The organism is Paraburkholderia sp. BR10923, from assembly GCF_040948765.1.
Taxonomy (GTDB): domain Bacteria; phylum Pseudomonadota; class Gammaproteobacteria; order Burkholderiales; family Burkholderiaceae; genus Paraburkholderia; species Paraburkholderia youngii.
On sequence record NZ_JBFPKO010000004.1, the window covers coordinates 36,900 to 61,351 of the forward strand.

The 24,452-nt window shown below is 64.4% G+C and carries 25 protein-coding genes; 10 read left to right on the forward strand and 15 right to left on the reverse strand.

What is annotated here, in order from left to right:
• Window positions 1–17: 17 nt before the first annotated feature.
• Window positions 18–434: a DNA polymerase III subunit chi gene (locus tag AB3X94_RS08665; protein WP_368611286.1), complete on the reverse strand. Its 417-nt coding sequence runs from the start codon at window positions 432–434 to the stop codon at window positions 18–20.
• A gap of 52 nt (window positions 435–486) precedes the next feature.
• A complete protein-coding gene (locus AB3X94_RS08670) occupies window positions 487–1,998 on the reverse strand; it encodes a leucyl aminopeptidase (protein ID WP_368611287.1) in 1,512 nt (503 codons plus the stop codon).
• Window positions 1,999–2,135: 137 nt separating this feature from the next.
• Between AB3X94_RS08670 and lptF the strand changes: the two genes are divergently transcribed.
• Genes lptF through AB3X94_RS08685 form a run of 3 tightly spaced genes read left to right on the forward strand, consistent with a single transcriptional unit; the run spans window position 2,136 to window position 4,813 of the window.
• Window positions 2,136–3,233 (forward strand): LPS export ABC transporter permease LptF, encoded by a 1,098-nt coding sequence (lptF, locus tag AB3X94_RS08675; protein WP_368611288.1) that lies wholly within the window; start codon window positions 2,136–2,138, stop codon window positions 3,231–3,233.
• Between the two features lie 3 nt (window positions 3,234–3,236).
• On the forward strand, window positions 3,237–4,385 hold the full coding sequence (gene lptG, locus AB3X94_RS08680; protein WP_176121137.1) for an LPS export ABC transporter permease LptG: 1,149 nt from the start codon (window positions 3,237–3,239) through the stop codon (window positions 4,383–4,385).
• Window positions 4,386–4,432: 47 nt separating this feature from the next.
• Entirely contained in the window at window positions 4,433–4,813 is a 381-nt protein-coding gene (locus AB3X94_RS08685) for a sirohydrochlorin chelatase (protein WP_176109326.1), read from the forward strand.
• Between the two features lie 59 nt (window positions 4,814–4,872).
• On the opposite strand, the gene cobA is transcribed toward AB3X94_RS08685, so the two are convergent.
• The 6 genes from cobA to AB3X94_RS08715 form a co-directional block, all read right to left on the reverse strand.
• Window positions 4,873–5,628 carry a uroporphyrinogen-III C-methyltransferase gene (cobA, locus tag AB3X94_RS08690; protein WP_176109327.1) on the reverse strand — a complete coding sequence of 252 codons (756 nt, stop codon included), beginning with the start codon at window positions 5,626–5,628 and terminating at the stop codon, window positions 4,873–4,875.
• Between the two features lie 88 nt (window positions 5,629–5,716).
• Window positions 5,717–7,033, reverse strand: a complete 1,317-nt coding sequence (locus tag AB3X94_RS08695; protein ID WP_176109328.1) for a sulfate adenylyltransferase subunit 1 — start codon at window positions 7,031–7,033, stop codon at window positions 5,717–5,719.
• A gap of 24 nt (window positions 7,034–7,057) precedes the next feature.
• Window positions 7,058–8,020, reverse strand: coding sequence for a sulfate adenylyltransferase subunit CysD (gene cysD, locus AB3X94_RS08700; protein ID WP_176366993.1), 963 nt, complete (start codon window positions 8,018–8,020; stop codon window positions 7,058–7,060).
• A gap of 99 nt (window positions 8,021–8,119) precedes the next feature.
• Complete coding sequence (locus AB3X94_RS08705; RefSeq protein WP_368611289.1) at window positions 8,120–8,866, reverse strand: phosphoadenylyl-sulfate reductase; 747 nt, start codon at window positions 8,864–8,866, stop codon at window positions 8,120–8,122.
• The gene (locus tag AB3X94_RS08710; RefSeq protein WP_368611290.1) at window positions 8,863–9,408 is read right to left on the reverse strand and encodes a DUF934 domain-containing protein; all 546 of its coding nucleotides are present in this window, start codon (window positions 9,406–9,408) and stop codon (window positions 8,863–8,865) included. The genes AB3X94_RS08705 and AB3X94_RS08710 overlap by 4 nt, the downstream gene beginning before the upstream one ends.
• 22 nt (window positions 9,409–9,430) lie before the next feature.
• Window positions 9,431–11,110 (reverse strand): nitrite/sulfite reductase, encoded by a 1,680-nt coding sequence (locus tag AB3X94_RS08715; RefSeq protein WP_368611291.1) that lies wholly within the window; start codon window positions 11,108–11,110, stop codon window positions 9,431–9,433.
• A 228-nt stretch (window positions 11,111–11,338) separates the two neighbouring features.
• On the opposite strand from AB3X94_RS08715, the gene AB3X94_RS08720 reads away from it, so the two are divergent.
• The 4 genes from AB3X94_RS08720 to AB3X94_RS08735 all read left to right on the forward strand — a co-directional run bounded on the left by AB3X94_RS08720 (window position 11,339) and on the right by AB3X94_RS08735 (window position 14,830).
• Complete coding sequence (locus AB3X94_RS08720; RefSeq protein WP_176109331.1) at window positions 11,339–12,280, forward strand: CysB family HTH-type transcriptional regulator; 942 nt, start codon at window positions 11,339–11,341, stop codon at window positions 12,278–12,280.
• Window positions 12,281–12,331: 51 nt separating this feature from the next.
• Complete coding sequence (locus AB3X94_RS08725) at window positions 12,332–13,501, forward strand: ABC transporter substrate-binding protein (protein ID WP_176109332.1); 1,170 nt, start codon at window positions 12,332–12,334, stop codon at window positions 13,499–13,501.
• 56 nt (window positions 13,502–13,557) lie between these two features.
• Window positions 13,558–13,968 carry a DUF302 domain-containing protein gene (locus AB3X94_RS08730; RefSeq protein WP_176109333.1) on the forward strand — a complete coding sequence of 137 codons (411 nt, stop codon included), beginning with the start codon at window positions 13,558–13,560 and terminating at the stop codon, window positions 13,966–13,968.
• Between the two features lie 97 nt (window positions 13,969–14,065).
• The gene (locus AB3X94_RS08735; protein WP_176109334.1) at window positions 14,066–14,830 is read left to right on the forward strand and encodes a ParA family protein; all 765 of its coding nucleotides are present in this window, start codon (window positions 14,066–14,068) and stop codon (window positions 14,828–14,830) included.
• Between the two features lie 12 nt (window positions 14,831–14,842).
• Here AB3X94_RS08735 and AB3X94_RS08740 read toward each other — a convergent pair whose 3' ends face one another.
• Complete coding sequence (locus AB3X94_RS08740) at window positions 14,843–15,607, reverse strand: hypothetical protein (RefSeq protein ID WP_368611292.1); 765 nt, start codon at window positions 15,605–15,607, stop codon at window positions 14,843–14,845.
• Between the two features lie 157 nt (window positions 15,608–15,764).
• Here AB3X94_RS08740 and AB3X94_RS08745 point away from each other — a divergent pair, with 157 nt between their 5' ends.
• Entirely contained in the window at window positions 15,765–16,025 is a 261-nt protein-coding gene (locus AB3X94_RS08745; protein WP_176109336.1) for a hypothetical protein, read from the forward strand.
• Between the two features lie 39 nt (window positions 16,026–16,064).
• On the opposite strand, the gene AB3X94_RS08750 is transcribed toward AB3X94_RS08745, so the two are convergent.
• The 6 genes from AB3X94_RS08750 to AB3X94_RS08775 all read right to left on the reverse strand — a co-directional run bounded on the left by AB3X94_RS08750 (window position 16,065) and on the right by AB3X94_RS08775 (window position 22,987).
• Window positions 16,065–17,216, reverse strand: a complete 1,152-nt coding sequence (locus AB3X94_RS08750) for a Gfo/Idh/MocA family protein (protein WP_368611293.1) — start codon at window positions 17,214–17,216, stop codon at window positions 16,065–16,067.
• A gap of 16 nt (window positions 17,217–17,232) precedes the next feature.
• Window positions 17,233–18,282, reverse strand: a complete 1,050-nt coding sequence (locus AB3X94_RS08755; protein ID WP_368611294.1) for a sugar phosphate isomerase/epimerase family protein — start codon at window positions 18,280–18,282, stop codon at window positions 17,233–17,235.
• 68 nt (window positions 18,283–18,350) lie between these two features.
• Entirely contained in the window at window positions 18,351–19,313 is a 963-nt protein-coding gene (locus tag AB3X94_RS08760; RefSeq protein WP_176109339.1) for a substrate-binding domain-containing protein, read from the reverse strand.
• Window positions 19,314–19,413: 100 nt separating this feature from the next.
• Window positions 19,414–20,427: an ABC transporter permease gene (locus AB3X94_RS08765; RefSeq protein WP_013088671.1), complete on the reverse strand. Its 1,014-nt coding sequence runs from the start codon at window positions 20,425–20,427 to the stop codon at window positions 19,414–19,416.
• A complete protein-coding gene (locus tag AB3X94_RS08770; RefSeq protein WP_368611295.1) occupies window positions 20,408–21,895 on the reverse strand; it encodes a sugar ABC transporter ATP-binding protein in 1,488 nt (495 codons plus the stop codon). Before AB3X94_RS08770 ends, AB3X94_RS08765 begins: the two co-directional genes overlap by 20 nt.
• Window positions 21,896–21,898: 3 nt before the next feature.
• Complete coding sequence (locus AB3X94_RS08775; RefSeq protein ID WP_176109341.1) at window positions 21,899–22,987, reverse strand: LacI family DNA-binding transcriptional regulator; 1,089 nt, start codon at window positions 22,985–22,987, stop codon at window positions 21,899–21,901.
• 287 nt (window positions 22,988–23,274) lie between these two features.
• On the opposite strand from AB3X94_RS08775, the gene AB3X94_RS08780 reads away from it, so the two are divergent.
• Window positions 23,275–23,928, forward strand: coding sequence for a protein-L-isoaspartate O-methyltransferase (locus AB3X94_RS08780; RefSeq protein ID WP_368611296.1), 654 nt, complete (start codon window positions 23,275–23,277; stop codon window positions 23,926–23,928).
• An 89-nt stretch (window positions 23,929–24,017) separates the two neighbouring features.
• Window positions 24,018–24,341 carry a rhodanese-like domain-containing protein gene (locus AB3X94_RS08785; protein WP_018431735.1) on the forward strand — a complete coding sequence of 108 codons (324 nt, stop codon included), beginning with the start codon at window positions 24,018–24,020 and terminating at the stop codon, window positions 24,339–24,341.
• The last annotated feature ends 111 nt before the right edge of the window (window positions 24,342–24,452 follow it).

Consider the following 24,452-nt stretch of genomic DNA (forward strand, 5'->3'; position numbering starts at 1 on the left):
CGCGAGAGCGGAACGAACTAGCCGCCCTGCTTGTAGTTGTTCAAAGCATAGCCGCGATCGCGATAGAAGCGATAGCGCTCGCGGCCCGCAGCGAGTTCCTCGTGTGCGTTACCGACCACTTCGAGCAATCTTTCGAAGCGCGCGAATTGCGCCGGCACCGTTGCGCCCAGATTCAGCAGCACCTGATGATGCGGCACCTCGTCGAGATTCGTGGCCAGCACGACGGGCGTATCGGCGGCAAGCGGCGTGCCCGCCATGCAGTGCGGCACGAAGTCGAGCGGTGAGAAGGTCCACAGCATTTCGTCGAACGCGCGCAGACGCGCGGGCTCGGCCAGCACGACGAGCGGCTGGCCCGCCAGATACGCCTTGCGCACGAGGCGGCACGCGTACAGCAGCGAATCGCCGACGTTCGAGTGAAAGTCGATTCTCGTCATCGGCCGCTCCGCCCCGCTTGCCGTGCGCCGTACGCGCGCTTACCGCACCGCGTCATTGGCCGGCGCGGTCGATCAGGAACTGCGCGAGCAGCGGCACCGGACGACCCGTCGCACCCTTCGCCGCGCCGCTCTTCCACGCGGTGCCGGCGATGTCGAGATGCGCCCACGGGTACGAATCCGTGAAGCGCGAAAGGAAGCAAGCGGCCGTCACGCTGCCGGCCGGACGCCCGCCGATGTTCGCGACGTCGGCGAAATTCGACTTCAGCTGATCCTGGTACTCGTCGTCGAGCGGCAGGCGCCAGGCCGGGTCGGCCGCTTCGCGCGACGCGTCGAGCAGTTCCCCCGCGAGCGCATCGTCCTTCGAGAACAGGCCGCTGTTGTGATGGCCGAGCGCGATGATGCAGGCGCCCGTCAGCGTCGCGATGTCGATCACCGCGGCCGGCTTGAAGCGCTCCGCGTAGGTGAGCGCGTCGCACAGAATCAGGCGGCCCTCGGCGTCGGTGTTCAGCACCTCGATCGTGAGGCCCTTCATGCTGGTGACGATGTCGCCCGGCTTGGTCGCCGTGCCCGACGGCATGTTCTCGACGGCCGGAATGATGCCGACCACGTTGATCTTCAGACCCATTTCGGCGACCGCGCGCAGCGTGCCCAGCACCGAGCCCGCGCCGCACATGTCGTACTTCATCTCGTCCATGCCCTCGCCCGGCTTCAGCGAGATGCCGCCCGTGTCGAACGTGACGCCCTTGCCGACCAGCACGACCGGCGCGGCCTTCGCGGCGCCGCCCTGGTACTGCAGCACGATGAACTGCGCCGGCTCGACCGCGCCTGCGGTGACCGACAGGAACGAGCCCATCTTCAGCGCTTCACACTGCTTCTCGCCGAGCACCTCGACCTTCAGCTTCCAGTCTTTCGCGAGCTTCTTCGCGGTGTTCGCAATATAGGTCGGCGTGCAGACGTTGCTCGGCAGATTGCCGAGGTCGCGCGTGAGGTCCATGCCGTTCGCGAGCGCGGCACCCTGCTTCGCGGCGAGCTTGGCGGCCTTGTCGTCGCCAGTATTGACGCTGAACACGACGCGCTTGAGCGCGCGCGGCGCGTTGTCCGGCTTGCTCTTCATCTCCGTGAAGCGGTAGGTCAGCTCGCGCAGCGCGAGGATCGCGGCGCGCACGCACCAGTCGGCCGTGCGCTCGAGCACCGGCAGTTGTGCGAGCGTGAACGTGACCTGCACGATCTTCGTGCCGAGCAGCGCGCGCCATGCGGCTCGGACCGCCTCGCCGTAGGCTTTCTGACTGAAAGCATCCTGTTTGCCGAGGCCGACGAGCAGCACTCGCGACGCGCCGATGCCCTGGACTTCATGCAGGAACAGCGTGGTACCGGCTTTGCCGTCCATGTCGCCCGCCTTGATGATGCGCGTGAGCAGGCCCTTGGTGGCCCCGTCGATCTCCAGTGCGGCACCCGACAGCGTTTGCGACTCGAACACGCCGATCACGATGCAATCGGATTTCCCGGTCAGGAAACCGTTCGTCGAGCCTTTGGTCCAATCACAGGCTTTTATGCTAAAGTCCATCGCGCTTGTCCTCGGATAAAATCTGGGCTTAGGATGAAAGCCGCAATTATCCGCTATTTTTCCCGCGGCGGCTGCACCGGAGGCGTGACGGGACCGAACCCGCGCGTCGCCGTGAGCGCCCCCTCTCGTCATCAATAATGATCTTCGAACGCTCCCTCCAGCGCGAACTCGCGTACACGGCTGGCGCCGTGTTCATGGTTCTCCTCACGCTCGTGCTGACGACGATGATGATCCGTATCGTCGGCTTCGCGGCCTCGGGTGAGATCGACCCGCGCGACGTGCTGGTTCTGATCGGCCTCACCGTGATCGGCTATCTGGCCATCATGCTCGTCGCGACGCTGTTCGTGTCGATCCTGTTCGTGCTCACGCGCTGGTACAAGGACTCCGAGATGGTCGTGTGGCTGTCCTCGGGTGTGAGCCTCTCGCGATTCATCAAGCCGATCGGCATTTTCGCCACGCCGATCATCATCCTGATCATGTTCTTCGTGTTCGTCGGCTGGCCGTGGTCGAACCAGCAGAGCAAGCTGATCCGCGCGCGCTTCCAGCAGCGCGACGAGGTCTCGCTGCTGGCTCCCGGGCAGTTCCGCGAATCGCCGAGCACGCACCGCGTGTTCTTCATCGAGAAGATGTCGCCCGACCAGGGGCACGTGGAAAACGTGTTCGTGACGAGCACCGAGGGTGGCAAGGTCAACGTCGTGGTGTCGAAGAACGGCCACATCGAGACGCACAAGAATGGCGACCGCTTCGTCGTGCTCGAAAACGGCCGCCGCTACGACGGCGAGCCGGGCCACCCCGATTTCCGGATCATGGAGTTCGAGCGCTACGGCGTGAAGATCCAGAGCCAGCCGGTCGTCAATACGCCGACCACCACGGGCTTGCCGACGATGACGCTGCTGCGCAATCCGACCAACGAGAACCTCGCCGAATTCGCGTGGCGCGCGGGTCTGCCGTTGATCGCGATCAACCTGATGCTGCTCGCGATTCCGCTCGCGCACCAGAATCCGCGGCGCAGCCGCACGATCAACCTCGTGATGGCCGTGCTGATCTACCTCACCTATTCGAATCTGTTGAACGTCGTGCAGGCATGGATCGAGCAGGGCAAGATGTCGTTCGGCATCGGGCTCGTGATCCTGCACGTGATCGTGCTTGGCATCGTCGCGTTCATCTTCTGGATGCGGGTGCGCAACCGGCCGCTGTTCACACGCGCCATGTTCAGCCGTTCGCAGGGAGCCTGACCGATGCGCATTTATGAAAGGTATTTCGCGCGTCAGATCTATCTCACGTTCGTCTTCATCCTGTTTGCATTTTCAGGTCTGTTCTTCTTCTTCGACCTGATCAACGAACTGAACTCGGTCGGCCACGGCAACTACAAGTTTCAGTACGCGGTGCTGCGCGTCGCCCTGCAAACGCCGTCGCGCTTCTACGAAATCATTCCGGTCGCGGCGCTGATCAGCGCGATCTACGTGTTCGCGCAGATGGCGGCCAACTCCGAGTACACGATCTTCCGCGTGTCCGGTCTCGCCACCAACCGGGCGCTGCGCTCGCTGCTGAAGATCGGCATTCCGCTCGTTCTCGTCACCTATCTGATCGGCGAAGTGGTCGGACCGTACACGGATCAGCTGTCCGAGCGCGTGCGGCTCGAGGCGCTCGGCTCGTCGGTGTCCAGCAACTTCCAGTCGGGCGTGTGGGTGAAGGACACGCTGACCGAGCGCGCCGACGGCGAGCAGGTCACGCGCTTCGTCAACGTCGGCGAACTGAGACCCGACGCGACGATCAGCAACGTGCGCATCTACGAGTTCGATTCGAAGTTCCGTCTGTCGAACATCCGCATCGCGCAGAGCGGCCGTTATCAACCGCCGGGCCACTGGCTGCTGACCGGCGTGACCGACACGCAACTGCTCGACGTGGCCCGAGTTCCCGGCACGCCGGACGATGCGCTCAATCCGGTGTATCGCGCGAACCAGGTCACGCTGCCCGAGTATTCGCTGCGCTCGGAGCTGACGCCGCAGATTCTGTCGGTGCTGCTGGTATCGCCGGACCGGATGTCGATGTTCAATCTGTTCCGCTATATCCAGCATCTGACCGAAAACCATCAGGACACGCAGCGCTATGAAATCGCGCTGTGGAAAAAGGTACTGTATCCGTTCGCGGTGTTCGTGATGCTGGTGCTGTCGCTGCCGTTCGCGTATCTGCATACGCGCGCGGGCGTGGTCGGCATGAAGGTGTTCGGCGGCATCATGCTCGGCATGAGCTTCCAGCTGTTCAACACGCTGTTCTCGCACATCGGCACGCTCAATACGTGGCCCGCGCCATTGACTGCGGCGACGCCGGGGCTCATCTACCTGGTGCTCGGGCTCGTCGGGTTGAAGTGGGTCGACCGGCACTAACTCACAACGCCAGAGGGCGTTGAGGGGCATCGTCAGGAGCTGATGCGATGGCTATGCACGGACTGATTCTGTTTGGCCACGGCGCGCGCGATGCGCGCTGGCGCGAGCCGTTCGAGCGACTCGCCGACAAGCTGCGCGCCGCGCGCGCGGCAACGGGCGAAGCGCAGGCGGTTACGCTCGCCTTTCTGGAACTAATGGAACCCGACCTGCCCGCGGCCGTCACGCAACTCGTCGCGCAAGGCTGCGCTGCGATCACCGTGGTGCCGGTGTTCTTCGGCCAAGGCGGACATGTCCGCACGGATTTGCCCGCGCTCGTCGAGCAATGCCGCGCAGCGCACCCCGGTGTCGAGATTCGCTGCGCGGTGGCGGTCGGTGAGGATGATTCGGTGCTCGATGCGCTCGCGCAGTATTGCTTGCGGCAGCTCTGATTTTTTCGTTCTAGTTGTTCAGATTCGCCGCTCTTTCAGGCCGGCCCTGCCGGGGACATTCAGGCCGCGACCAGCATCCCGTTCGACGAGCGCTTCGCCTCGTTCTGCCGCGCCGCGAACGCCTCGCCGATCATCAACAGACTCGGCTGCGACGCATCGACCCAGCGCTGCGCTTCGCCCGCCGCCAGATCTTCGAGTGTCAGCGTCAGCATGCGTTCGCGCGGCGTGCTGCACGCCTCGACGATCGCCACGGGCGTCGTCGCGGGCTTGCCGGCGTCAATCAGTTGCTGTGCGATCTCGACGCCGCTGTCGCGGCCCATGTAGAACACCAGCGAATCGGCGTTGACCTGCTCGCGGATCTCGTCGGAACCAGGCGCGCGGCTGAAGGTTGCGAGCGCGACGCTGCGCGACACGCCGCGCAACGTCAGCGAACGCTTCAGCGTGGCCGCACTCGCCAGTGCGGCGGTGATGCCCGGCACCACCTCATACTCGATGCCCGCGGCTTCGAGCGCGCGCATCTCTTCGTCGGCGCGGCCGAACAGCATCGGATCGCCGCCCTTCAGACGCACGACCACGTCGTGCTCCAAAGCCGCATCGACGATCTGCTTGTTGATGAACTGCTGGGCCGTCGATAGCTGGCCGCAGCGCTTGCCGACCGCAATGCGCTTCGCGCGCGCGGGCGCGTAGTCGAGCATCGCCGGCTCGACCAGCGCGTCGTGCAGCACCACGTCGGCGGCGCCTAGCAGCCGCGCCCCGCGTACCGTAATCAGGTCCGCGGCACCGGGTCCCGCGCCGATCAGATAAACCTTACCCATTGACCTCAACCTGTTCGTTGGAGCGCACGCAGGCGGCGCGTTGCGCCGCCTGCGTCGCCCTGCCGTCGCCTACCGGCCTATGCTGAACTCAGGCGGAAAACGCCCGGATCATGCCGGCCGCGACGGTGTGGTTCGTCGCCTCGTCGATCAGCACGAACGCGCCCGTGCCCTGATGCGCGTCGTACGCATCGCATACGAGCGGCTTCTGCAAGGTCAGCGCGACACGACCGATGTCGTTCATCGCCAGTTCCTTGCGATCGGTCGCCTGCGACAGCGTATGCACGTCGAGCACTTCCTTGATCGCACCGATCTTCGCGAATACCGTGTTGGTGGTCTGCTTCAGCAGATACTTGCGCTGCGTCGACAGTGGCGTGTCGTCGAACCAGCACAGGTCCGCTTCGAGCTTCTTCGCCGGTTCCGGCGCCGCTGCGCGCAGCACGAAGGTGTCGCCGCGCGACACGTCGACGTCTTCGGCGAGACGGATCGTCACCGTCTGACCGGCGAACGCGCGGTCCACCTGCGCGGTACCGCCGACCACCGGCGCGATGATCTCGGCCACGGTCGCTTCGCGATTGGCCGGCAGCACGACGATCGTGTCGCCCAGCTTCACTTCGCCCGATTCGACGCGGCCCATGTAGCCGCGGAAATCGTCGGCCTGGCTGCCGTCCTGACGCGCGACCCACTGCACCGGGAAGCGCAGCGCCTCACCGCTCGCGGTTTCGACCGGCAGCGCTTCGAGCACGTCGAGCAGCGGTTGGCCCGCGTACCACGGCATGCGCTCGCTCGCGGTGACGATGTTGTCGCCCTTGAGCGCCGACACCGGCACGAAGCGCACGTCCTGCAGTCCAAGGTGACGCGCGAGTTCGACATACGCGTCGCGGATCTCGTTGAAGCGCGCTTCGCTGTAGTCGACGAGGTCCATCTTGTTGATCGCGACGATCGCGTGCTGCAAACCGAGCAGCTTGACGATCGCGCTATGACGCTTGGTTTGCGGCAGCAGTTGCGCGACGCCGTTTTCGAACGTCACGCGCGTCGCGTCGACGAGGATGATCGCCGCATGCGCGGTCGACGCGCCCGTCACCATGTTGCGCGTGTACTGCTCGTGGCCCGGCGTATCGGCGATGATGAATTTGCGCTTGGCGGTCGCGAAGTAGCGGTACGCGACGTCGATCGTGATGCCCTGCTCGCGCTCGGCTTCGAGGCCGTCGGTCAGCAGCGACAGATCGATTTCGTCGCCGACGGTGCGCTTGTTCTTCGCGCGCGACAGCGCCGACAACTGGTCGCTCAATACCGCCTTGCTGTCGTACAGCAGGCGACCGATCAGCGTGCTCTTGCCATCGTCGACGCTGCCCGCGGTGATGAAACGCAGCACGCCGAGGTCTTCTGGTTGATGAATACTGCTCATGATTGCATTGCCCTCGTCGTGTGCTTAGAAATAGCCTTGCTTCTTGCGTTGTTCCATCGCAGCTTCAGAGACCTGATCGTCCATCCGCGTCGCGCCGCGTTCCGTGATCTCGGTAACGGCGGTCTCGGCGATGATCTTCTCGATGTCGTCCGCGTCGCTTTCGACCGGGCACGTGCAGCTGATGTCGCCCACCGTGCGGAAACGCACCAGTGCCTGTTCGCTCGTCTCGCCTTCGCGCATCGGCGTGAGCGGCGTGACCGGCACCAGCAGCCCGTTGCGGCGCACGATCTCGCGCTGATGCGCGTAGTAGATCGACGGCAGTTCGAGCTGCTCACGCGCGATGTACTGCCACACGTCGAGCTCGGTCCAGTTCGAGATCGGGAACACGCGCATATGTTCGCCGTTGTGCAGACGCGCGTTGTACAGGCTCCAAAGTTCCGGGCGCTGCGCCTTCGGGTCCCACTGGCCGAATTCGTCGCGGAACGAGAAGATGCGCTCCTTCGCGCGGGCCTTTTCTTCGTCGCGGCGCGCGCCGCCGATCATCGCGGTATAGCCGTATTGCTCGATCGTTTCGAGCAGCGTGACCGCTTGCGCGGCATTGCGCGAATCCGTTTCGCGACGCAGACGCACGGTGCCGCGCTTGATCGAATCTTCGACATGACCGACCACCAGTTCCGCACCGATTTCTTGCGCGCGACGATCGCGGAAGTCGATCACTTCGTCGTAGTTGTGACCGGTGTCGATATGCACGAGCGGGAACGGCAGCTGCGTCTTGCGGTTCGCGCCGAGGCCGAACGCCTTCAGTGCAAGCGCGAGCACCACGACGGAATCCTTGCCGCCCGAAAACAGCAGCGCCGGCTTGCTGCATTCGGCGACCAGTTCGCGCAGGATATGAATCGACTCGGCTTCGAGCCAATCGAGGTGATCCATCCGGTTGACCGTGTTGGCAAGCGGAGCGTTGACAGTGGAATCGAGCGTGGTGCTCATAGCGGGTCCTTCGTTGATTCGCCCGGCAAGCGCATGCGTGCGGGCGGAAGTATTCAGATCGGTTTCGGCGGCGGTCGACCGCAAGCTCGTGCGCGGCATTCAGGCCGGCGCGTCTTCGTTGCGCTCGACCGCAATCGGGGTAATCGCCGTGATATGCAAGCCGCATTCCTTCGTATCGCGCGACTCCCACCACCAGCGCCCCGCCCGGCTGTCTTCGCCGGGGCGGATCGCACGCGTACACGGCTCGCAGCCGATGCTCGGATAACCGCGCGCATGCAGCGGATTGACCGGCACATCGAACGCCTTAAGATAATCCCAGACTTCGGCTTCGGTCCAGTCCGCGAGCGGGTTGAACTTGGCGATGTTGCGTGCGCCGTCGTGCTCTTCCTCGTGCAGCTCGGCACGCGTGACCGACTGCTCGCGGCGCTGCCCGGTCACCCAGGCGCTGACGTCGGCGAGCGCGCGATTGAGCGGCTCGACCTTGCGGATCTCGCAGCAGCGCTTGCGCAGCTCGACGCTTTCGTAAAACGCGTTCAGGCCGTGTTCGCCCACGTACTGCTCGATCGCCGCCGCCTGCGGATGAAACTGCTCGATGTCGTAACCGTAGCGCTCTTTCACGCGGTCCAGCATGCCGAGCGTTTCCGCATGCAGACGGCCCGTGTTCAGCGAGAAGATGCCGATCTTCACGCCGCGCGACAGGATTGCGTGCGTGAGCAGCATGTCTTCGGCGGCGAGGCTGCTCGCGAGCTTCACGTTCGCGTGCCGCGCGGCGATCGAGTCGAGCAGCGCGTCGAGTCGCTCGACCTTCGCTGCCAGCTCCGGGCTCAACGATTGGGCGGTGTTCATGCCGGCACCTTGTCGACGCGAGCCTGTGCGGCACGGCGGCGGAACAGCGGCGACGGGTCATCGACGGCGCCCTGGTACTGCACGGTGAAGTCGTCGAACGCCTTCAGCGCGTCGTTGATGTCCTTGTCCGCGCGCACCGCGAACGCGTCGAAGCCGCAGCGGAACATCAGCCTGACCTGGTCGCGCAGCACGTCGCCGATCGCGCGCAGTTCGCCCTTGTAGCCATAGCGCTCGCGCAGCAGACGGCCGATGCTGTAGCCGCGGCCGTCGCGGAACACCGGGAAGTCCACGGCGATCACAGCGAGTTTGTCGAAGTTGCCGGCGAGGTCCGCCGGTTCGCTATCCGGCGCGAGCCACACGCCGATTTCGGTGGCGCCGCGCGCGGCGAGCAGCGCTTCACGCTCGGCCTGCCACAGCACCAGCGGCACGATGACCTTGCCGGGCGGCAGTTCGCTCACCGCCGGCAAAACGCCGTCTTCCGCGGCACGCACGACGCTCCAGTCGTCGTTGACGATGTCGCGGTTCTTGATGATAGAAGCCATCTGTTCAGTATCCTTTTCGCGGTTACGCGTGAGCCGGTTGACGCGCGGCGTACACGCGCTCCTTGAACGGCGTGATGCCGATGCGGGTGTACGTATCGATGAAACGCTCGCCTTCCTGGCGGTTTTCCACGAACGTATCGATCACCTTCGTCATCACGTCGGGCATTTCCTCGGCCGAGAACGACGGGCCGATCACGCGGCCAAGGTGAGCGCCGGTCGCGCCCGTGCCCTGCTCGCCGCCGAGCGTCACCTGGTACCACTCGGAGCCGTCCTTGTCGACGCCCAGAATGCCGATGTTGCCGACGTGATGGTGACCGCACGCGTTGATGCAGCCCGAGATGTTCAGCGACACGTCGCCGAGGTCGTACACGTAGTCCAGATCGTTGAAGCGTTCCTGGATCGCGAGCGCGATCGGAATCGACTTCGCATTCGCGAGCGAGCAGAAGTCACCGCCCGGGCACGAGATGATGTCGGTCAACAAGCCGATGTTCGGAGTCGCGAAACCCTGCGCCTTGGCCTTTTCCCACAGCGCGAACAGGTCGCGCTTCTTCACGTCGGCGAGAATCAGGTTCTGTTCGTGCGACACGCGGATCTGGCCGAACGAGTATTCGTCGGCCCAGTCGGCGACCGCTTCCATTTGAACGTCCGTCGCGTCGCCCGGCGCGACCGTGGTCGGCTTCAGCGACAGCGTGACCGACGCATAGCCCGCGACCTTGTGCGGACGCACGTTGCGCTCGACCCAGCGTGCGAACGCGCGGTTTTCCAGCAGATGCTTTTCGAACGACGCATCGGTATCCGGCAGCTTGTCGTAAGCGGGCGGCGCGAAGTACTGCGACACGCGATCCACTTCGGCCTGCGTCAGCGTCGACGGACCGTCCTTCAGGTGCTGCCACTCTTCCTCGACCTGCGCGGAGAACTTCTCCGGCGACAGCGCCTTCACCAGAATCTTGATCCGCGCCTTGTACATGTTGTCGCGGCGGCCGTAGCGGTTGTACACACGCAGCACGGCCTCGCTGTAGGTCAGCAGATGCTGCCACGGCAGATCGCGGCGGATGATCGCGCCGACGATCGGGGTACGGCCGAGACCCCCGCCCGCCAGAATGTCGACCACCAGTTCGCCTTGCGCGTTCTTCTTCAGATACACGCCCATGTCGTGGATCTGCACGGCCGCGCGGTCTTCCTTCGAACCCGACACGGCGATCTTGAACTTACGCGGCAGCCACGCGAATTCGGGGTGGAACGTCGACCATTGACGCAGGATTTCGGCCCACGGACGCGGATCGACGACTTCATCGGGTGCGACGCCGGCGAATTGATCGGCGGTGATGTTGCGAATGCAGTTGCCCGAGGTCTGGATGCCGTGCATCTGCACGGCGGCGAGCTTGCGCAGGATTTCCGGCGTTTCTTCCAGCTTGATCCAGTTGTACTGGATGTTCGAGCGCGTGGAGAAATGGCCATAGCCGCGGTCGTGTTCACGCGCGATCTGCGCGAGCACGCGCATCTGGTCGCTGCGCAGATTGCCGTACGGGATCGCGATGCGGTGCATGTACGCGTGACGCTGGTAGTACAGGCCGTTTTGCAGACGCAGCGGACGGAACTCCTCTTCGCTCAATTCGCCCGACAAGCGGCGGCGAACCTGATCGGCGTACTGCGCGACCCGTTCATCGACGATGGTCTGGTCGTACTGATCGTATTGGTACATTCGGGGACCCCAATTATTCGAAACTTCGCGTGACTCGCAGCGGTCCGGTTTCCGCCGCGGCTCGAATATCCGTGTTTGTCAGCTGTCGCAAGCAAGCGTTTAGACCCATCGCTCATTTGCTTATAACAAAAACAGATATCCATATTGAAAAAGATGGACAGATCGTAATAAACTCGCCTTATATTTCAAACGACTAAAAAATTCTTTTTATATGCGGCGAGGTTATATATGAACCTGCACCAATTCCGCTTCGTCCGCGAGGCTGTGCGGCAGAACTTCAACCTCACCGAAGCGGCCAAGGCGCTGTTTACGAGCCAGCCGGGGGTCTCGAAGGCGATCATCGAGCTGGAGGACGAACTCGGCGTCGAAATCTTCACCCGCCACGGCAAGCGCGTGCGTTCGCTGACCGAGCCGGGCCGCATCATATTGCAATCGATCGAAAAAATCCTGCAGGAAGTGGAAAGCCTGAAGCGGGTCGGCAAGGACTACGCGGCGCAGGATCAGGGCAACCTGACGATCGCCGCGACCCACACGCAGGCGCGCTACTCGCTGCCGGCGGCGATCGCCGAGTTCAAGAAGCGCTTCCCGAAGGTCCACCTTTCGATTCTGCAAGGCAGCCCGACCCAGGTCGCCGAAATGGTGCTGCACGACCAGGCTGACCTCGCGATCGCGACCGAGGCGATCTCGAACTACAAGGATCTGGTGTCGCTGCCCTGCTTCCAGTGGCACCACGTCGCGGTGATGCAGCCCGACCATCCGCTGCTCGAGCGCAAGCTGCTGTCGCTCGACGACCTGACCCAGTACCCGTTGATTACGTACGACAACGCGTTCGCCGGCCGCACCAAGATCAACGAGGCGTTCCGCCTGCGCGGGCTGCATCCGGACATCGTGCTCGAGGCGATCGACGCCGACGTGATCAAGACCTACGTCGAGCTGGGCCTCGGCGTCGGCATCATGGCCGACATCGCGTTCAACGGCGAGCGCGACCGCCATTTGCGCGCGATGCCGGTCGGCCATCTGTTCGGCAGCAACGTGACGCGCGTCGCGCTGAAACAGGGCGCGTATCTGCGCAGCTACGTGTATACGCTGGTCGAGCTGCTGTCGCCGAGCCTGAACCGCAAGCTGATCGAGCAGGCGCTGAAGGGCGAGCACGAAACCTACGAGCTTTGAACCGCTTTCATACCGCTTCCATACCGCTCTCTCGCTACGGAGACACTTCTGATGAAGTTGCATAACAATAATGTGCGCAACACCCTGCGCGGCCTCGCGGCCGCGGCGCTGCTCGTCGCCGGCGCGGCGCACGCCGACCTGAAAGTCGGCATCGATCTGTCGAACACCGGGCCGGCCGCCGTGATCGGCATCACCAGCAAGAACGCGATGCTGATGTGGCCGCAGACGATCGCCGGCCAGAAAGCCGACTACATTTTCCTCGACGACGCGTCCGACCCCGGCAACGCGGTGCGCAACATTCGCAAGCTGATCAACGAGGACCACGTCGATGTAGTCGTCGGCCCGAACATCACGCCGGCCGCGATGGCCGCGCTCGATCCGGTCGCCGACAGCCAGACGCCGATGATCACGCTGATCGGCTCGGCGAGCGTCGTCGAACCGCAGGAAGGCAAGAAGGTCTGGGCGTATAAGATGGCGCAGACCGACAGCGCGATGGCCGATGTGATGACGCGCTACATGTCGAATCACAACGTGAAAACGGTCGGCTTCATCGGTTTCGCGGACGGCTACGGTGAAAGCTGGCTCAACGAGTTCAGCAAGTTTGCGGCGCTGCGGCATATCCAGTTGGTCGCGACCGAGCGCTACAACCGCACCGACGCGAGCGTGACCGGCCAGATCCTGAAGCTGATGGCCGCGAAGCCCGACGCGATCCTGATCGCCGGCGCGGGCACGCCGACGGTGCTGCCGCAGCGCACGCTGATCGAGCGCGGCTACAAGGGGCCGATTTATCAGACGCATGGCATCGCGACGCCGGAGTTCATCAAGCTCGGCGGTAAAGACGTGGAAGGCACGCTGTTCCCGACGCAGCCAGTCGTCGTTGCGCGCACGCTGCCGGCCGATCATCCGTCGAAGAAGGCGGCGCTCGCGTTCGTCGACGCGTACGAAGCGAAGTACGGCCCCGGCAGCGTCACGCAGTTCGCGGGCGATGCGGCCGGCGTGTACCCGCGCCTGCAGGACGCCGTCGCGCGCGCGTTGAAGACCGCGCAGCCGGGCACGCCGGCGTTTCGCGTCGCGTTGCGCGACGAACTCGAGCACGCGCATGAGCTGGTGGTGCCGAACGGGGTCGTCAATACGAGCCCGAAAGATCACGTCGGTCTCGATCAGCGCGCTAGCGTGATGGGTACCATCAAGAATGGTAAGTTCGTTTATCTGAGCCAGTAATCCGGCAGCGGGGCGTCGATGACGCTCCGCCTTTCGATAGAACTACGGGAGGCAAGATGGCCACCGCTTCAATCGCAGAGAACGCCAGCACTGGCATCGTCACCGTTCCAAGCGCCTACGCGGGCAGCGCGACGGCCGAGCGTCTGCAAACCATCATTCTGGAGCGCGGGCTGACCGTTTTCGCGTGCATCGATTTCAGCGGCGACGCTGAGCGCGCGGGACTGACGATGCCGTTCAGCCAGCTCCTGATCTTCGGCAATCCCAAAGCCGGCACACCGTTGATGCAACTCGCGCCGACCGCCGCGCTCGATCTTCCCCTGAAGGTGCTCGTATGGGAAGACGCGGACGGCCGCGCGTGGCTATCCTTCAACTCGACAGCCTATCTTCGCGAACGTCATGGTCTGCCGGACGACTTGATGAAGCCGGTGAGCGGTGTGGCCGCCCTCGTGGATGCGGCCGCGCGGTAAAGCGTCGAACGGTCACGAACAACCCATCGAAATCTTCGCCGTCACGCGACTCAGGTATGCTGGGCCCTTTGTAACCGCTTCCGTTCAAGGGGAGATCATGCGGCGCGTTGTATTCAATCAGAAAGGTGGCGTGGGCAAATCGACCATCGTCTGCAACCTGGCGGCCATCAGCGCGAGCGAAGGGCTGCGCACGCTGGTGATCGACCTCGATGCCCAGGCGAATTCGACCCAGTATCTGCTCGGTCCGCAGGCGAGCGAAGTCCACCCCACTGTCGCAGGCTTCTTCGAAACCGCGCTCGGCTTCAGCTTCAAGCCCGTGGAAGCGACCTCGTACATCCATCCGACGCGCTTCGAGAATCTGGACGTGATGCCCGCCCATCCCGATCTCGACACGCTGCACGGCAAGCTCGAATCGCGCTACAAGATCTACAAGCTGCGCGACGCGCTGAACGAACTCGCCATGTACGACGCGATTTACATCGACACGCCGCCCGCGCTGAACTTCTACACGCGCTCGGCGCTGATCGCCGTCGAGCGTTGTCTGATTCCGTTCGACTGCGACGACTTTTCGCGGCGCGCGCTCTACACGCTGCTCGAAAACGTCAAGGAGATCCAGCAGGATCACAACGACGCGCTGCAGGTGGAAGGCATCGTCATCAACCAGTTCCAGCCGCGCGCGAGCCTGCCGCAGAAGCTCGTCGACGAACTGATCGGCGAAGGCTTGCCGGTGCTGGGGTCGCGCTTGTCATCGTCGGTGAAGATCCGTGAGTCGCATCAGTTGGCGACACCCGTCATTCATCTCGATCCGGGGCATAAGCTCGCGCAGGAGTATCGGGCGTTGCATCGCGAATTGAGCGAGTAAGCCCGAGCGACGTCATTGCCCCAGCGATCTCAGCAGCCGCGCGAGGTTTTGCGGCTCGATATGAATGATCCCGCCTCGCGGACTGTCGATGTCCGCGATCAGCGTCAGCGAGAGCGCAACCGTGACCGGCAGCACGATGATCAGGATGCCTCGTCGCACGCTGCCTCTCGCTCCATAACCCTGCACGACGCACGCAAATAGTCCGATGAGGATCATCAGCGTCCACGCGCCCAGCGGAATCCGGTTCAACAGCGCCGCCTCGGAATAGTCCTGCGAGTTGAGGACGTCGTTCATGCCGGTCATCACGACGGCGCCGATCGGCGTCGGCTGGTCCCTCGCGACCTGTGCCGCCAGGCGCCAAAGTGCGGCCTGAGACTTCGCTGTGTCTGCCTCGATGCGAACGATTTCCTGCGCATCTCGGGTTTGAAAATGGGTGAGTCTCAATTGCGCGTAATGCGTCAATTCAGCCTTGATCTGCGCGCCGATGGGCGGCGCTACCACATCGGCCCGGGCGTACTCGGTTCCGATCGCGTTCGCTTCGTTTTCTTCCAGGTTCTTGCGCTGGTCGTAGCGATTGACCGCCATCGACAGATTGAAGCCGATCAGCAGCGCGAGCAACGTCAACGTCGACGTCTCCACGATCGTGAAATCTTCGCGCTCTTCGCTCTTCAATGCGAAAACGCGTCGCAGCGCCAATGCGCCAAAAGTGATCGCGCCGACGAACGCGACCAGCAGTACCACGAACAACGTGCCAGGATGATCGACGAATGCTTGCATGCAATGCCTCCGTTGCGGACATCTGCGTGAGACGCGGTAGCTCGGGGCTGGGCGGGTCGAGGTTCATCGCGTGTTTTCGTCCGTTGGCGCCATCCGCACACCGTCAGCAAACTTGTTAAAGTAACGCTCTCGTCAATCAGCAGCCGCAGTCCCCATCATGCGCACCACCCGAGCCATCCACGCCGTCGAGCGCCTGAAAACGCGCACCGGCAACCCGCGCTTCGCCGCGATCAGCCTGTCCGGCGGCCTGTTCTATCTCGTGGACAAATCGACCGGAGTCGACCAGAAGGTATCCGACCCGCTGACGCTCGACGACTTCGTCAAGTTCGTCGACGCCTACGGCCCGCAGAAACCGCGCAAGGCCAGCAAGCTCGATATCGCGTTCGAAGCGCAGATCAAGAAAAGCAAGGGCGGTTGACGCTCCAGCTTCGCCGACCTGGCGCTTCGTTGCGATGCTTTACGCCCCTTCGATCTCCACCCACCGCCCGTCCGCCGCACTGCTTTTCAGCACCGCCTCGATAAACCGCAATCCGTCGACGCCATCATCGACCGTCGTCAACAACAGGCTTTCCGCCGGCGGTGCGCGGCCTTCGTTCAGTGCATCGATCTGCAACGCCGCATCTTTGTACAACTGCGCGAACGCTTCCAGATAGCCTTCCGGATGCCCTGCCGGCACGCGCGTCGCATGCGCGGCACCCGCACTTTTCACACGCGCGCGTGTCAATCGCTCGGCAGCGCCGCCTAGCGGCGTGAACCATAACGCGTTCGGCTCCTCCTGATCGAACGCGAGCCCCGCCTTCGTGCCATACACGCGCAAGCGCAGCGCGTTCTCCGCGCCGCTCGCCACCTGGCTCGCCCACAACATGCCGCGCGCGCCGTTCGCATAACGCAGCATCGCCTGCACGTGATCGTCGATACGACGGCCCGGCACGAACGTGTGCAGCTCGGCCGACAGCGCGCGCGGCATCATCCCCGTCACGAAAGCGGCCAGCTGATACGCGTGCGTGCCGATATCGCCGAGGCACCCGGCCGGCCCCGCCAAGGCCGGATCGGTACGCCAGCCCGCCTGCTTGTTGGCGCCGCCCGTTTCGAGCGGCTCGGCGAGCCAGTCCTGCGCATACTCGACCTGCACGACGCGTATCTCGCCCAGCTCGCCCCGTTCGACCAGGTCGCGCGCATGCCGCACCAGCGGGTAGCCCGAATAGGTATGCGTCACCGCAAACAGCCGTTTTGATGACTGCGCGAGCTTCGCGAGGGCTTCGCCTTCGGCGAGCGAGACCGCGAGCGGCTTGTCGCAGATCACGTGGATGCCCGCTTCGAGAAATGCCGTCGCGACCGGCGCGTGCAGATGATTGGGCGTGACGATCGCGACCGCGTCGATGCCGTCGTCGCGCGCGGCCTCGGCGCGCGCCATCTCGCGCCAGTCCGCGTAGCTTCGCGCGATGCCCGCTTCGACGGCGCTCGCCCGCGCGCGCTCAGGATCGGACGACAAAGCGCCCGCCACCAGTTCGAAGCGATCGTCGAGCCGCGCGGCGATCCGGTGCACCGCGCCGATGAACGCGCCCTGCCCGCCGCCGACCATGCCCAGCCTGAGCCTTCTTCGCTGCATCGTTTCCACTCCCATGTCAGATCCCCAGCACGCTCTTCAACTGCGCGGTATCGACACCGCTGCCCGCGAAGTCATCGAATGCACGCTCGGCCACGCGGATGATGTGCCGACGAATGAACTCCGCGCCTTCGCGCGCGCCGTCGTGCGGATGCTTCAACGCGCATTCCCATTCGAGCACGGCCCAGCCCGGAAAATCGAACTGCGCCATCTTCGAGAAGATCGCGCCGAAGTCGATCTGCCCATCGCCGAGCGAACGAAAGCGCCCCGCGCGTTCGACCCAGCCGCTATACCCGCCGTACACGCCCTGCTTGCCGGTGGGACGGAACTCCGCGTCCTTCACATGAAACGCCTTGATGCGCTCGTGATAGATATCGATGAACGCGAGATAGTCGAGCTGCTGCAGCACGAAATGGCTCGGGTCGTACAGGATGTTCGCGCGCGAATGCTTTTTGACCGCCGCGAGAAAGCGCTCGAACGTCACGCCGTCGTGCAGGTCTTCGCCCGGATGCAGTTCGTAGCAGACGTCGACGCCGGCCGCGTCGAACGCATCGAGAATCGGCGTCCAGCGGCGCGCGAGTTCGTCGAACGCAGTTTCGACGAGACCGGCCGGCCGCTGCGGCCAAGGGTAGATATACGGCCACGCGAGCGCCCCCGAAAACGACACATGCGTGCTCAGGCCCAAGCGACGCGACGCCTGCGCCGCGAGCTTCATCTGCGCGATCGCCCACTCGGTGCGCGCCGCCGGCTTGCCGCGCACGTGCGGCGCGGCGAAGCCGTCGAACAGCGTGTCGTATGCCGGATGCACGGCGACCAGTTGGCCCTGCAGATGCGTCGATAGTTCGGTGATCGCGACGCCCGCGTTGTCGACCGTCTCGCGCAGTTCGTCGCAGTACGCGTCGCTCGCGGCCGCTTTCTCGAGATCGATCAGGCGCGGGTCGCACGGCACCTGGATGCCCTTGAAGCCGAGACCCGCGGCCCATTCGGCGAGATGCGCGAGGTTGTCGAACGGCACGTCGTCGCCCATGAACTGCGCGAGAAAAATCGCCGGCCCTTTGATGGTTTTCATCTTTACGGTTCCTCGAACGTTGCGCGCGGGCCGCACCCGCGCGCGTTAGACGATGCTCGGAGCGCCGCTCAGAACGGCGAGTCGGGGAAATAGAACTGCTGGGCGTTTTCCTTCGTGATCAGCACCGACGGAATGATCGTCGTGGGCGGCAGCTTGTCGCCCTTCAGCCGAGCTTCGGCCGTCAGCTTGATCGCGTCGTAGATGAATTTCGGCGAGTACGACACGTCGGCCTTGATCATCGGCGCGCCGTCCATCACGTTCTTCACCATGCCCTTCGAGCCCGCGCCGCCGAACACGATCTTGATGTCGTTGCGCTTGGCCTGATCGATCGCCTTCAGCACGCCGACCGCCATGTCGTCGTCGGCGGCCCACACGGCGTCGATGTGCTTGAAGCGCGTCAGGTAGTCCTGCATCACCTTGAACGCGTCGTCGCGATTCCAGTTCGCGTACTTCGCGTCGAGAATCTTGATGTCCGGGTAGTTCTTCAGCACGCCGGTGAAAGCGGTCCAGCGCTCGTTGTCGAGCGTGGTCGGAATGCCGCGCAGCGCGACGATGTTGCCCTTGCCGTCGAGCGCCTTCGCCAGGTACTCGGCGGGAATCTTGCCGAACGCGGTGTTGTCGCCGGCCACGTAGGCATCCTGCGCGCTCGTGTTGGTCAGACCGCGATCGACCACCGTCACGTACACGCCCTTGCGCTTCACCTGCTCGACCGGTTGTGTCAGCGTCGCCGATTCATACGGGAAGATCACGAGCGCGTTGATCTTGTTGACGGTCACCAGATCCTGCAACTGGTTCGCCTGCTCGGGCGCGTTGGCCGCCGTTTTCACGATCACTTTCAGATCGGGATGCGCCTTCTCGAGATCCTCCTTCGCCTTGTTCGCCCACCAGACGATGCCGCCGGTAAAGCCGTGATCGGCCGTCGGAATCGCGACGCCCAGCGTGACCTTGTCGTCGGCGCGCGCCGCGCCCGCCGTGCCCAGTATCCCCAACGCCAGCACGCCGGCGCCGATCGCTCGAATGACTTGCTTCATGGTGTGTGTCTCCAATCAAGAGGCGTTCGCTCGCCCCGATTTTTCGGACCTGCCGTTGGTTTACCGCGCCTGCCTTGCTACACCTGCTTGAAACGCACGTCTACCGCCGCCCGCGCTGCACGAACGCGACGAAAATAATTACCACGCCCTGCACCGCCGCGTTCAGATACACGCTGATGATGCTGGTCAGGTTCAGGATGTTCGCGATCACCGACAGCAGGATCGCGCCGATCACGGTGCCGATCACACGTCCCTCGCCGCCCTTGAGCGCGGTGCCGCCGACCACCACCGACGCGATCGCTTCGAGCTCCCACAACAGGCCGGTGGTCGGCGTGGCGGAGCCGAGGCGCGGCACGTAGAGCACCGTAGCCACGCCTACGCAGATCCCGAGCAGCACGTACGTGACGATCTTGACCGTATCGACGCGAATCGCCGCGTAACGCGCGACCTGCTCGTTCGAACCGATCGCCTGCACGTGCCGGCCGAACGCGGTGCGATTGAGGATCAGCGCGCCGCCCGCCGCGACCACGAGGAACACCCAGATCGGGACCGGTACACCGAACAGGCTCGCGTAATAGACGGGACCATACAGATTCGAGAGAGAATCGTTGAGCGTCAGCGCGCCGCCATCGGCGAGCCATGTCAGCACCGCGCGGAAAATCCCCAGCGTGCCGAGTGTGACGATGAACGGCTCGATGCGCCCTTTGGTGATCAGCAGCCCATGCGCGCAGCCGAACAGCGCGCCGAGCACGAACGCCGCGACGATGCCGATCGTCACGATCAGCAACGGCGGCAACGCATGACCGGTAGCACCGGCCGCGAGCCCGTTCATCAGCCAGATCATGATGCCGGCGATCAATGCCGCCATCGAGCCGACCGACAAATCGATGCCGCCCGAGATGATCACGAAGGTCATGCCGACCGCGATGATGCCGATGAACGACGTGCGCGTTAGCACGTTCATCAGGTTGTCGAGCGTCGCGAAGTCGCGGTTGAGCAGCGTGCCGACGATGCACAGCACGATCAGCCCGGCGAGCGGCCCGAGCGTGTAGAGCCGCTGCGCGACGCGCAGCGCGCGCCGTGATTGCACGGCTTCAGTGGGTGCCGGTCGCATGAGCGATCAACTCCTCTTCGGTCAGATGCTCGAGCGTCAGCGTCGCTTGCAGGTGTCCCGCGCGCATCACGGCGACGCGATGGCACAAGCCGATCAGCTCGATCAGTTCGGATGAAATGACGATCACCGCGCGGCCCTGCGCGGCGAGACGATGAATCAGGAAGTAGATGTCGCGTTTCGCGCCGACGTCGACGCCGCGCGTCGGTTCGTCGAGCACGATCACGTTCGGGTCGGGCTGCAGGAACTTCGCGAGCGCGAGCTTCTGCTGGTTGCCGCCCGACAGCATGCGCGCGCGGCTCGACAGGTCGCCGGTGCGTATGCCGAATTCGCCGACGGCCTTCTGCAACGCCGCGCGCCCCGCTTTCAGATCGAGCAGCGGATGCGCGTAGCGTTCGAGCGTCATCAGCGTGACGTTGTCCTGCAGGCTCATGTTGACATGAAGGCCTTTGCCCTTGCGGTCCTCGCTCAGATACGTGAGACCGTGGCGCATTGCATCGCGCGGGTTCTTCAGATCGACTGCCCGGCCGGCGATTTCGATCGTGCCGCCGGTGCGTTTGCGCAAGCCGATGATCGCCTCGAACGCCTCGGTGCGGCCCGCGCCGACGAGGCCCGCGAAGCCGAGCACTTCGCCCGCGCGCACGTCGAAGCTCAGATCCTCGACCCAGTCGGGCACCGTCAGGCCGTTCACACGCAATGCGACCGGCGTGTCGGCGGGCACCGTCTGCTTGTCGGGGAACATGTCGGACACGTCGCGTCCGACCATCAGGTTCGCCATCTGCTGACGCGCGAGCCCCGAGGTTTGACCGCGCGCGACGAAGCGGCCGTCGCGCATCACGATCACCTCGTCGGTGATGCGCTCCACTTCATCGAGCTTGTGCGAGATGTAGACGATCGTCACGCCATCGGCCTTCAGCTTCAGCATCAGCTCAAAGAGCCGCTCGGTTTCGGCGGGCGTCAGCGTCGCGGTCGGCTCGTCCATGATCAACAGACGCGCGCGGCGCGACAGCGCCTTCGCGATCTCGACCATCTGCTTTTCCGCGACGATCAGCTCGCGCACTTTCGTGTCCGGCGCGCGCTCGAGCCCGACCTGCGCGAGATAGCGCGCGGCGTCGCTGCGCATCGCGGCATCGTCGACGAACCAGCCGCGGCGCTTCTCGTGGCCGAGGTACATGTTCTGCGCGATCGTCAGATGCTCGGCGAGGTTGAATTCCTGGTGGATCAGCACGATGCCCTGTGCCTCGGCGTCGCGCGAACCGGCGAAGCGCTGCGCGTGACCATCGACCAGCACGCTGCCCGAGGTTGCCGCTTCATAACCGGCAAGGATTTTCATCAGCGTCGATTTGCCCGCGCCGTTCTCGCCGAGCAGACCGTAGATGCGGCCGGGCGCCAGCTCGAAGCTCACGCCGTGCAGCACGCGCACCGGGCCGAAGTCCTTGCGGATGTCGTCGAAGCGGATCGCGAGGCTCATGGTTCACGCGCTCCCACGAATCACCAGACGATGCGGCAGCAGCACGCCCGGCACGTTGGCCTGCGGATTCGCGAGACGCTGCAGCAGCAAACGCGCGGCGGTCTCGCCGAGCTCGCGCATCGGCTGCGCGATCGTCGTGAGCGGCGGATCGATCTGCGCGGCGAGCGAGATGTCGTCGAAGCCGGTCACCGCGACGTCGTCGGGCACGCGCTTGCCGACGCTGCGCAAGCCGTGGATCACGCCGATCGCGAGCGTGTCCGACACCGCGAAGATCGCGCTCGGCGCATCGGACTGCTGCATCAACCCGGCTGCGGCGGACGCGCCCGCCTCGTAATCGAGGCTGTTCAGATTCATGCGCCAGCGCGGATCGGGCGCGATGCCCGCGTCGCTCAACGCGTCGAGGTAGCCTTGCTGACGCTGGCGCGCATACAGATAGTCGACGTCGGAATTGATCAGGCCGATGCGCCGGTGACCGCGCGCGAGCAGATGGCGCACCGCGTCGCCGGCCGCGCGATAGTTGTCGATGCCGACGTACGGCACGCCCATCTCCGGATCGAACTCGCAGCACGCGACCCACGGCAGCGCCTGCGACGCCTCGCCGAGCGCCTGCTGGATCGTCGCCGGATCGAGGCAGATCGCGCCGTCCGCGCGGCGACGCCGCAGCATGTCGAAGTAGCTGCGCTCGCGGCCCGGGTCCGCGCCGGTGTCACATAGCAGCATGAAGTAGCCGTGCTGACGCGCGACGCTGTCGATGCCGCGCACGATCTCCGCGTAAAACGGATTGCCGAAGTCCGGCACCATCGTCAGGAGCAGGCGGCTTTCGGCGGTGCGCAGATTGCGCGCGAGTTCGTTGACGCGGTAGCCGCTCGCGTCGATCGCCGCGAGCACCTTGTCGCGCGTGGCAGGCCGCACATTGTCGTGGCCGTTCAGCACGCGCGACACCGTCGCGACCGACACGCCCGCCTGCTCGGCCACGCCGGCGATCGACGGCCCATCGGCCGTGCGCGGCGAGCGCCTCGGCGGCGGACGTAGCGGTTGACTGCTCGCGCCGGACGACGCGGCCGGCGACGATCGGGACGGCGTTCGGGACACACGACCTCGCAGCGAAAATGTAATCGATTACATTTTGTGGCGATGCCGATGCGAATCGCAAGCCCGGATCGCTAGGGATTAACACGGGGGCGGGCCGGCCTGGCACTTGCCCGCGAGCGTCCGGTGCAAGTCGGCCATTTGGTACAATCCCGCAGTTCTCCTGACGCGGCTTGCAAAGCGAACGCCTTCCGGAGGCCGCGGCCGCCGGCAATCCGCCGTGGCCGGGTCAGGACAAAAGTCAGCGGCAATCGTCGCCCGCTCGCCAAACCAAAACCGCCGAATCCACCATGAACATCGAGCAAGCGCGTTTCAACATGATCGAACAGCAGATCCGCCCCTGGGAAGTGCTCGACCAGGACGTGCTGAATCTGCTGTCGATCGTCAAACGTGAGAATTTCGTCCCCGCCGCTTACCGCGACCTCGCTTTCGCCGACTTCGAAGTGCCGCTGCCGGCCGGCCAGCACATGCTGGCGCCGCGCGTCGAGGCGCGCGCGCTGCAGGAGCTGGCGGTGAAGAAGCACGAAAGCGTGCTCGAAATCGGCGCGGGTTCGGGTTACATGGCGGCGCTGCTCGCGCATCGCGCGCAACACGTGCTGAGCATCGACATCGAACCGGAACTGGCCGAGCTTGCGAAGAGCAACCTGATCGCCAACGGCGTGCTGAACGTCGAAGTCGCGACCGGCGACGCTTCGCGCGGCTGGAGCGGCGCGGCGCCGTATGACGTGATCTGCGTGTCGGGCGGTCTGCCGGTGCTGCCGCAGGAAATCCTCGAACAGCTGAAGGTCGGCGGCCGTCTCGCGGCGTTCGTCGGCAGCGCGCCGGTGATGAAGGCGCAAATCATCACGCGCATCGACGAGAAGCAATACCGCATCTCCGACGTGTTCGAAACCTATGTCGAGCCGCTCGCCAATGCAGTGCAGCCGGCGCGGTTCAGATTCTAAGCGGCGGTTTTCGCTGCGCTTCGAGTTGTATTGTTGATCTGGACGGGCGGCGAGTAAGCCCACCGTCCCACGAACTGGATGTCTCGCTGATGCAAAATCTGACCGCTCCCGCACTCGCCGAATGGCTCGCCGATACCTCGCGTCCCGCACCCGTGCTTCTCGACGTGCGCGAGCCGTGGGAACTGCAAACCGCGTCGATGGCCGGCGTCGTGTCGATTCCGATGCGCGAGATTCCCGCGCGCAGCGAAGAACTCGATGACGATGCGCAGATCGTCTGCATTTGCCATCACGGCGCGCGCAGTGCGCAGGTCGCGATGTTCCTCGAATCGCGCGGACACACCAATGTGTTCAATCTGCAAGGTGGCATCGATGCGTGGTCGCGTCAGGTCGATCCGTCGGTTCCGACTTATTGAGGTTTGGCGCGAAGGTAGCGCGTTGAAGCGGCGCAAGGGCTGATGGTCCTTGCGCCGTTTTTCTTTTGTGCTGTGCCTGGATGGGGGCAAAGACCCCGCAAGCCAAGGTTT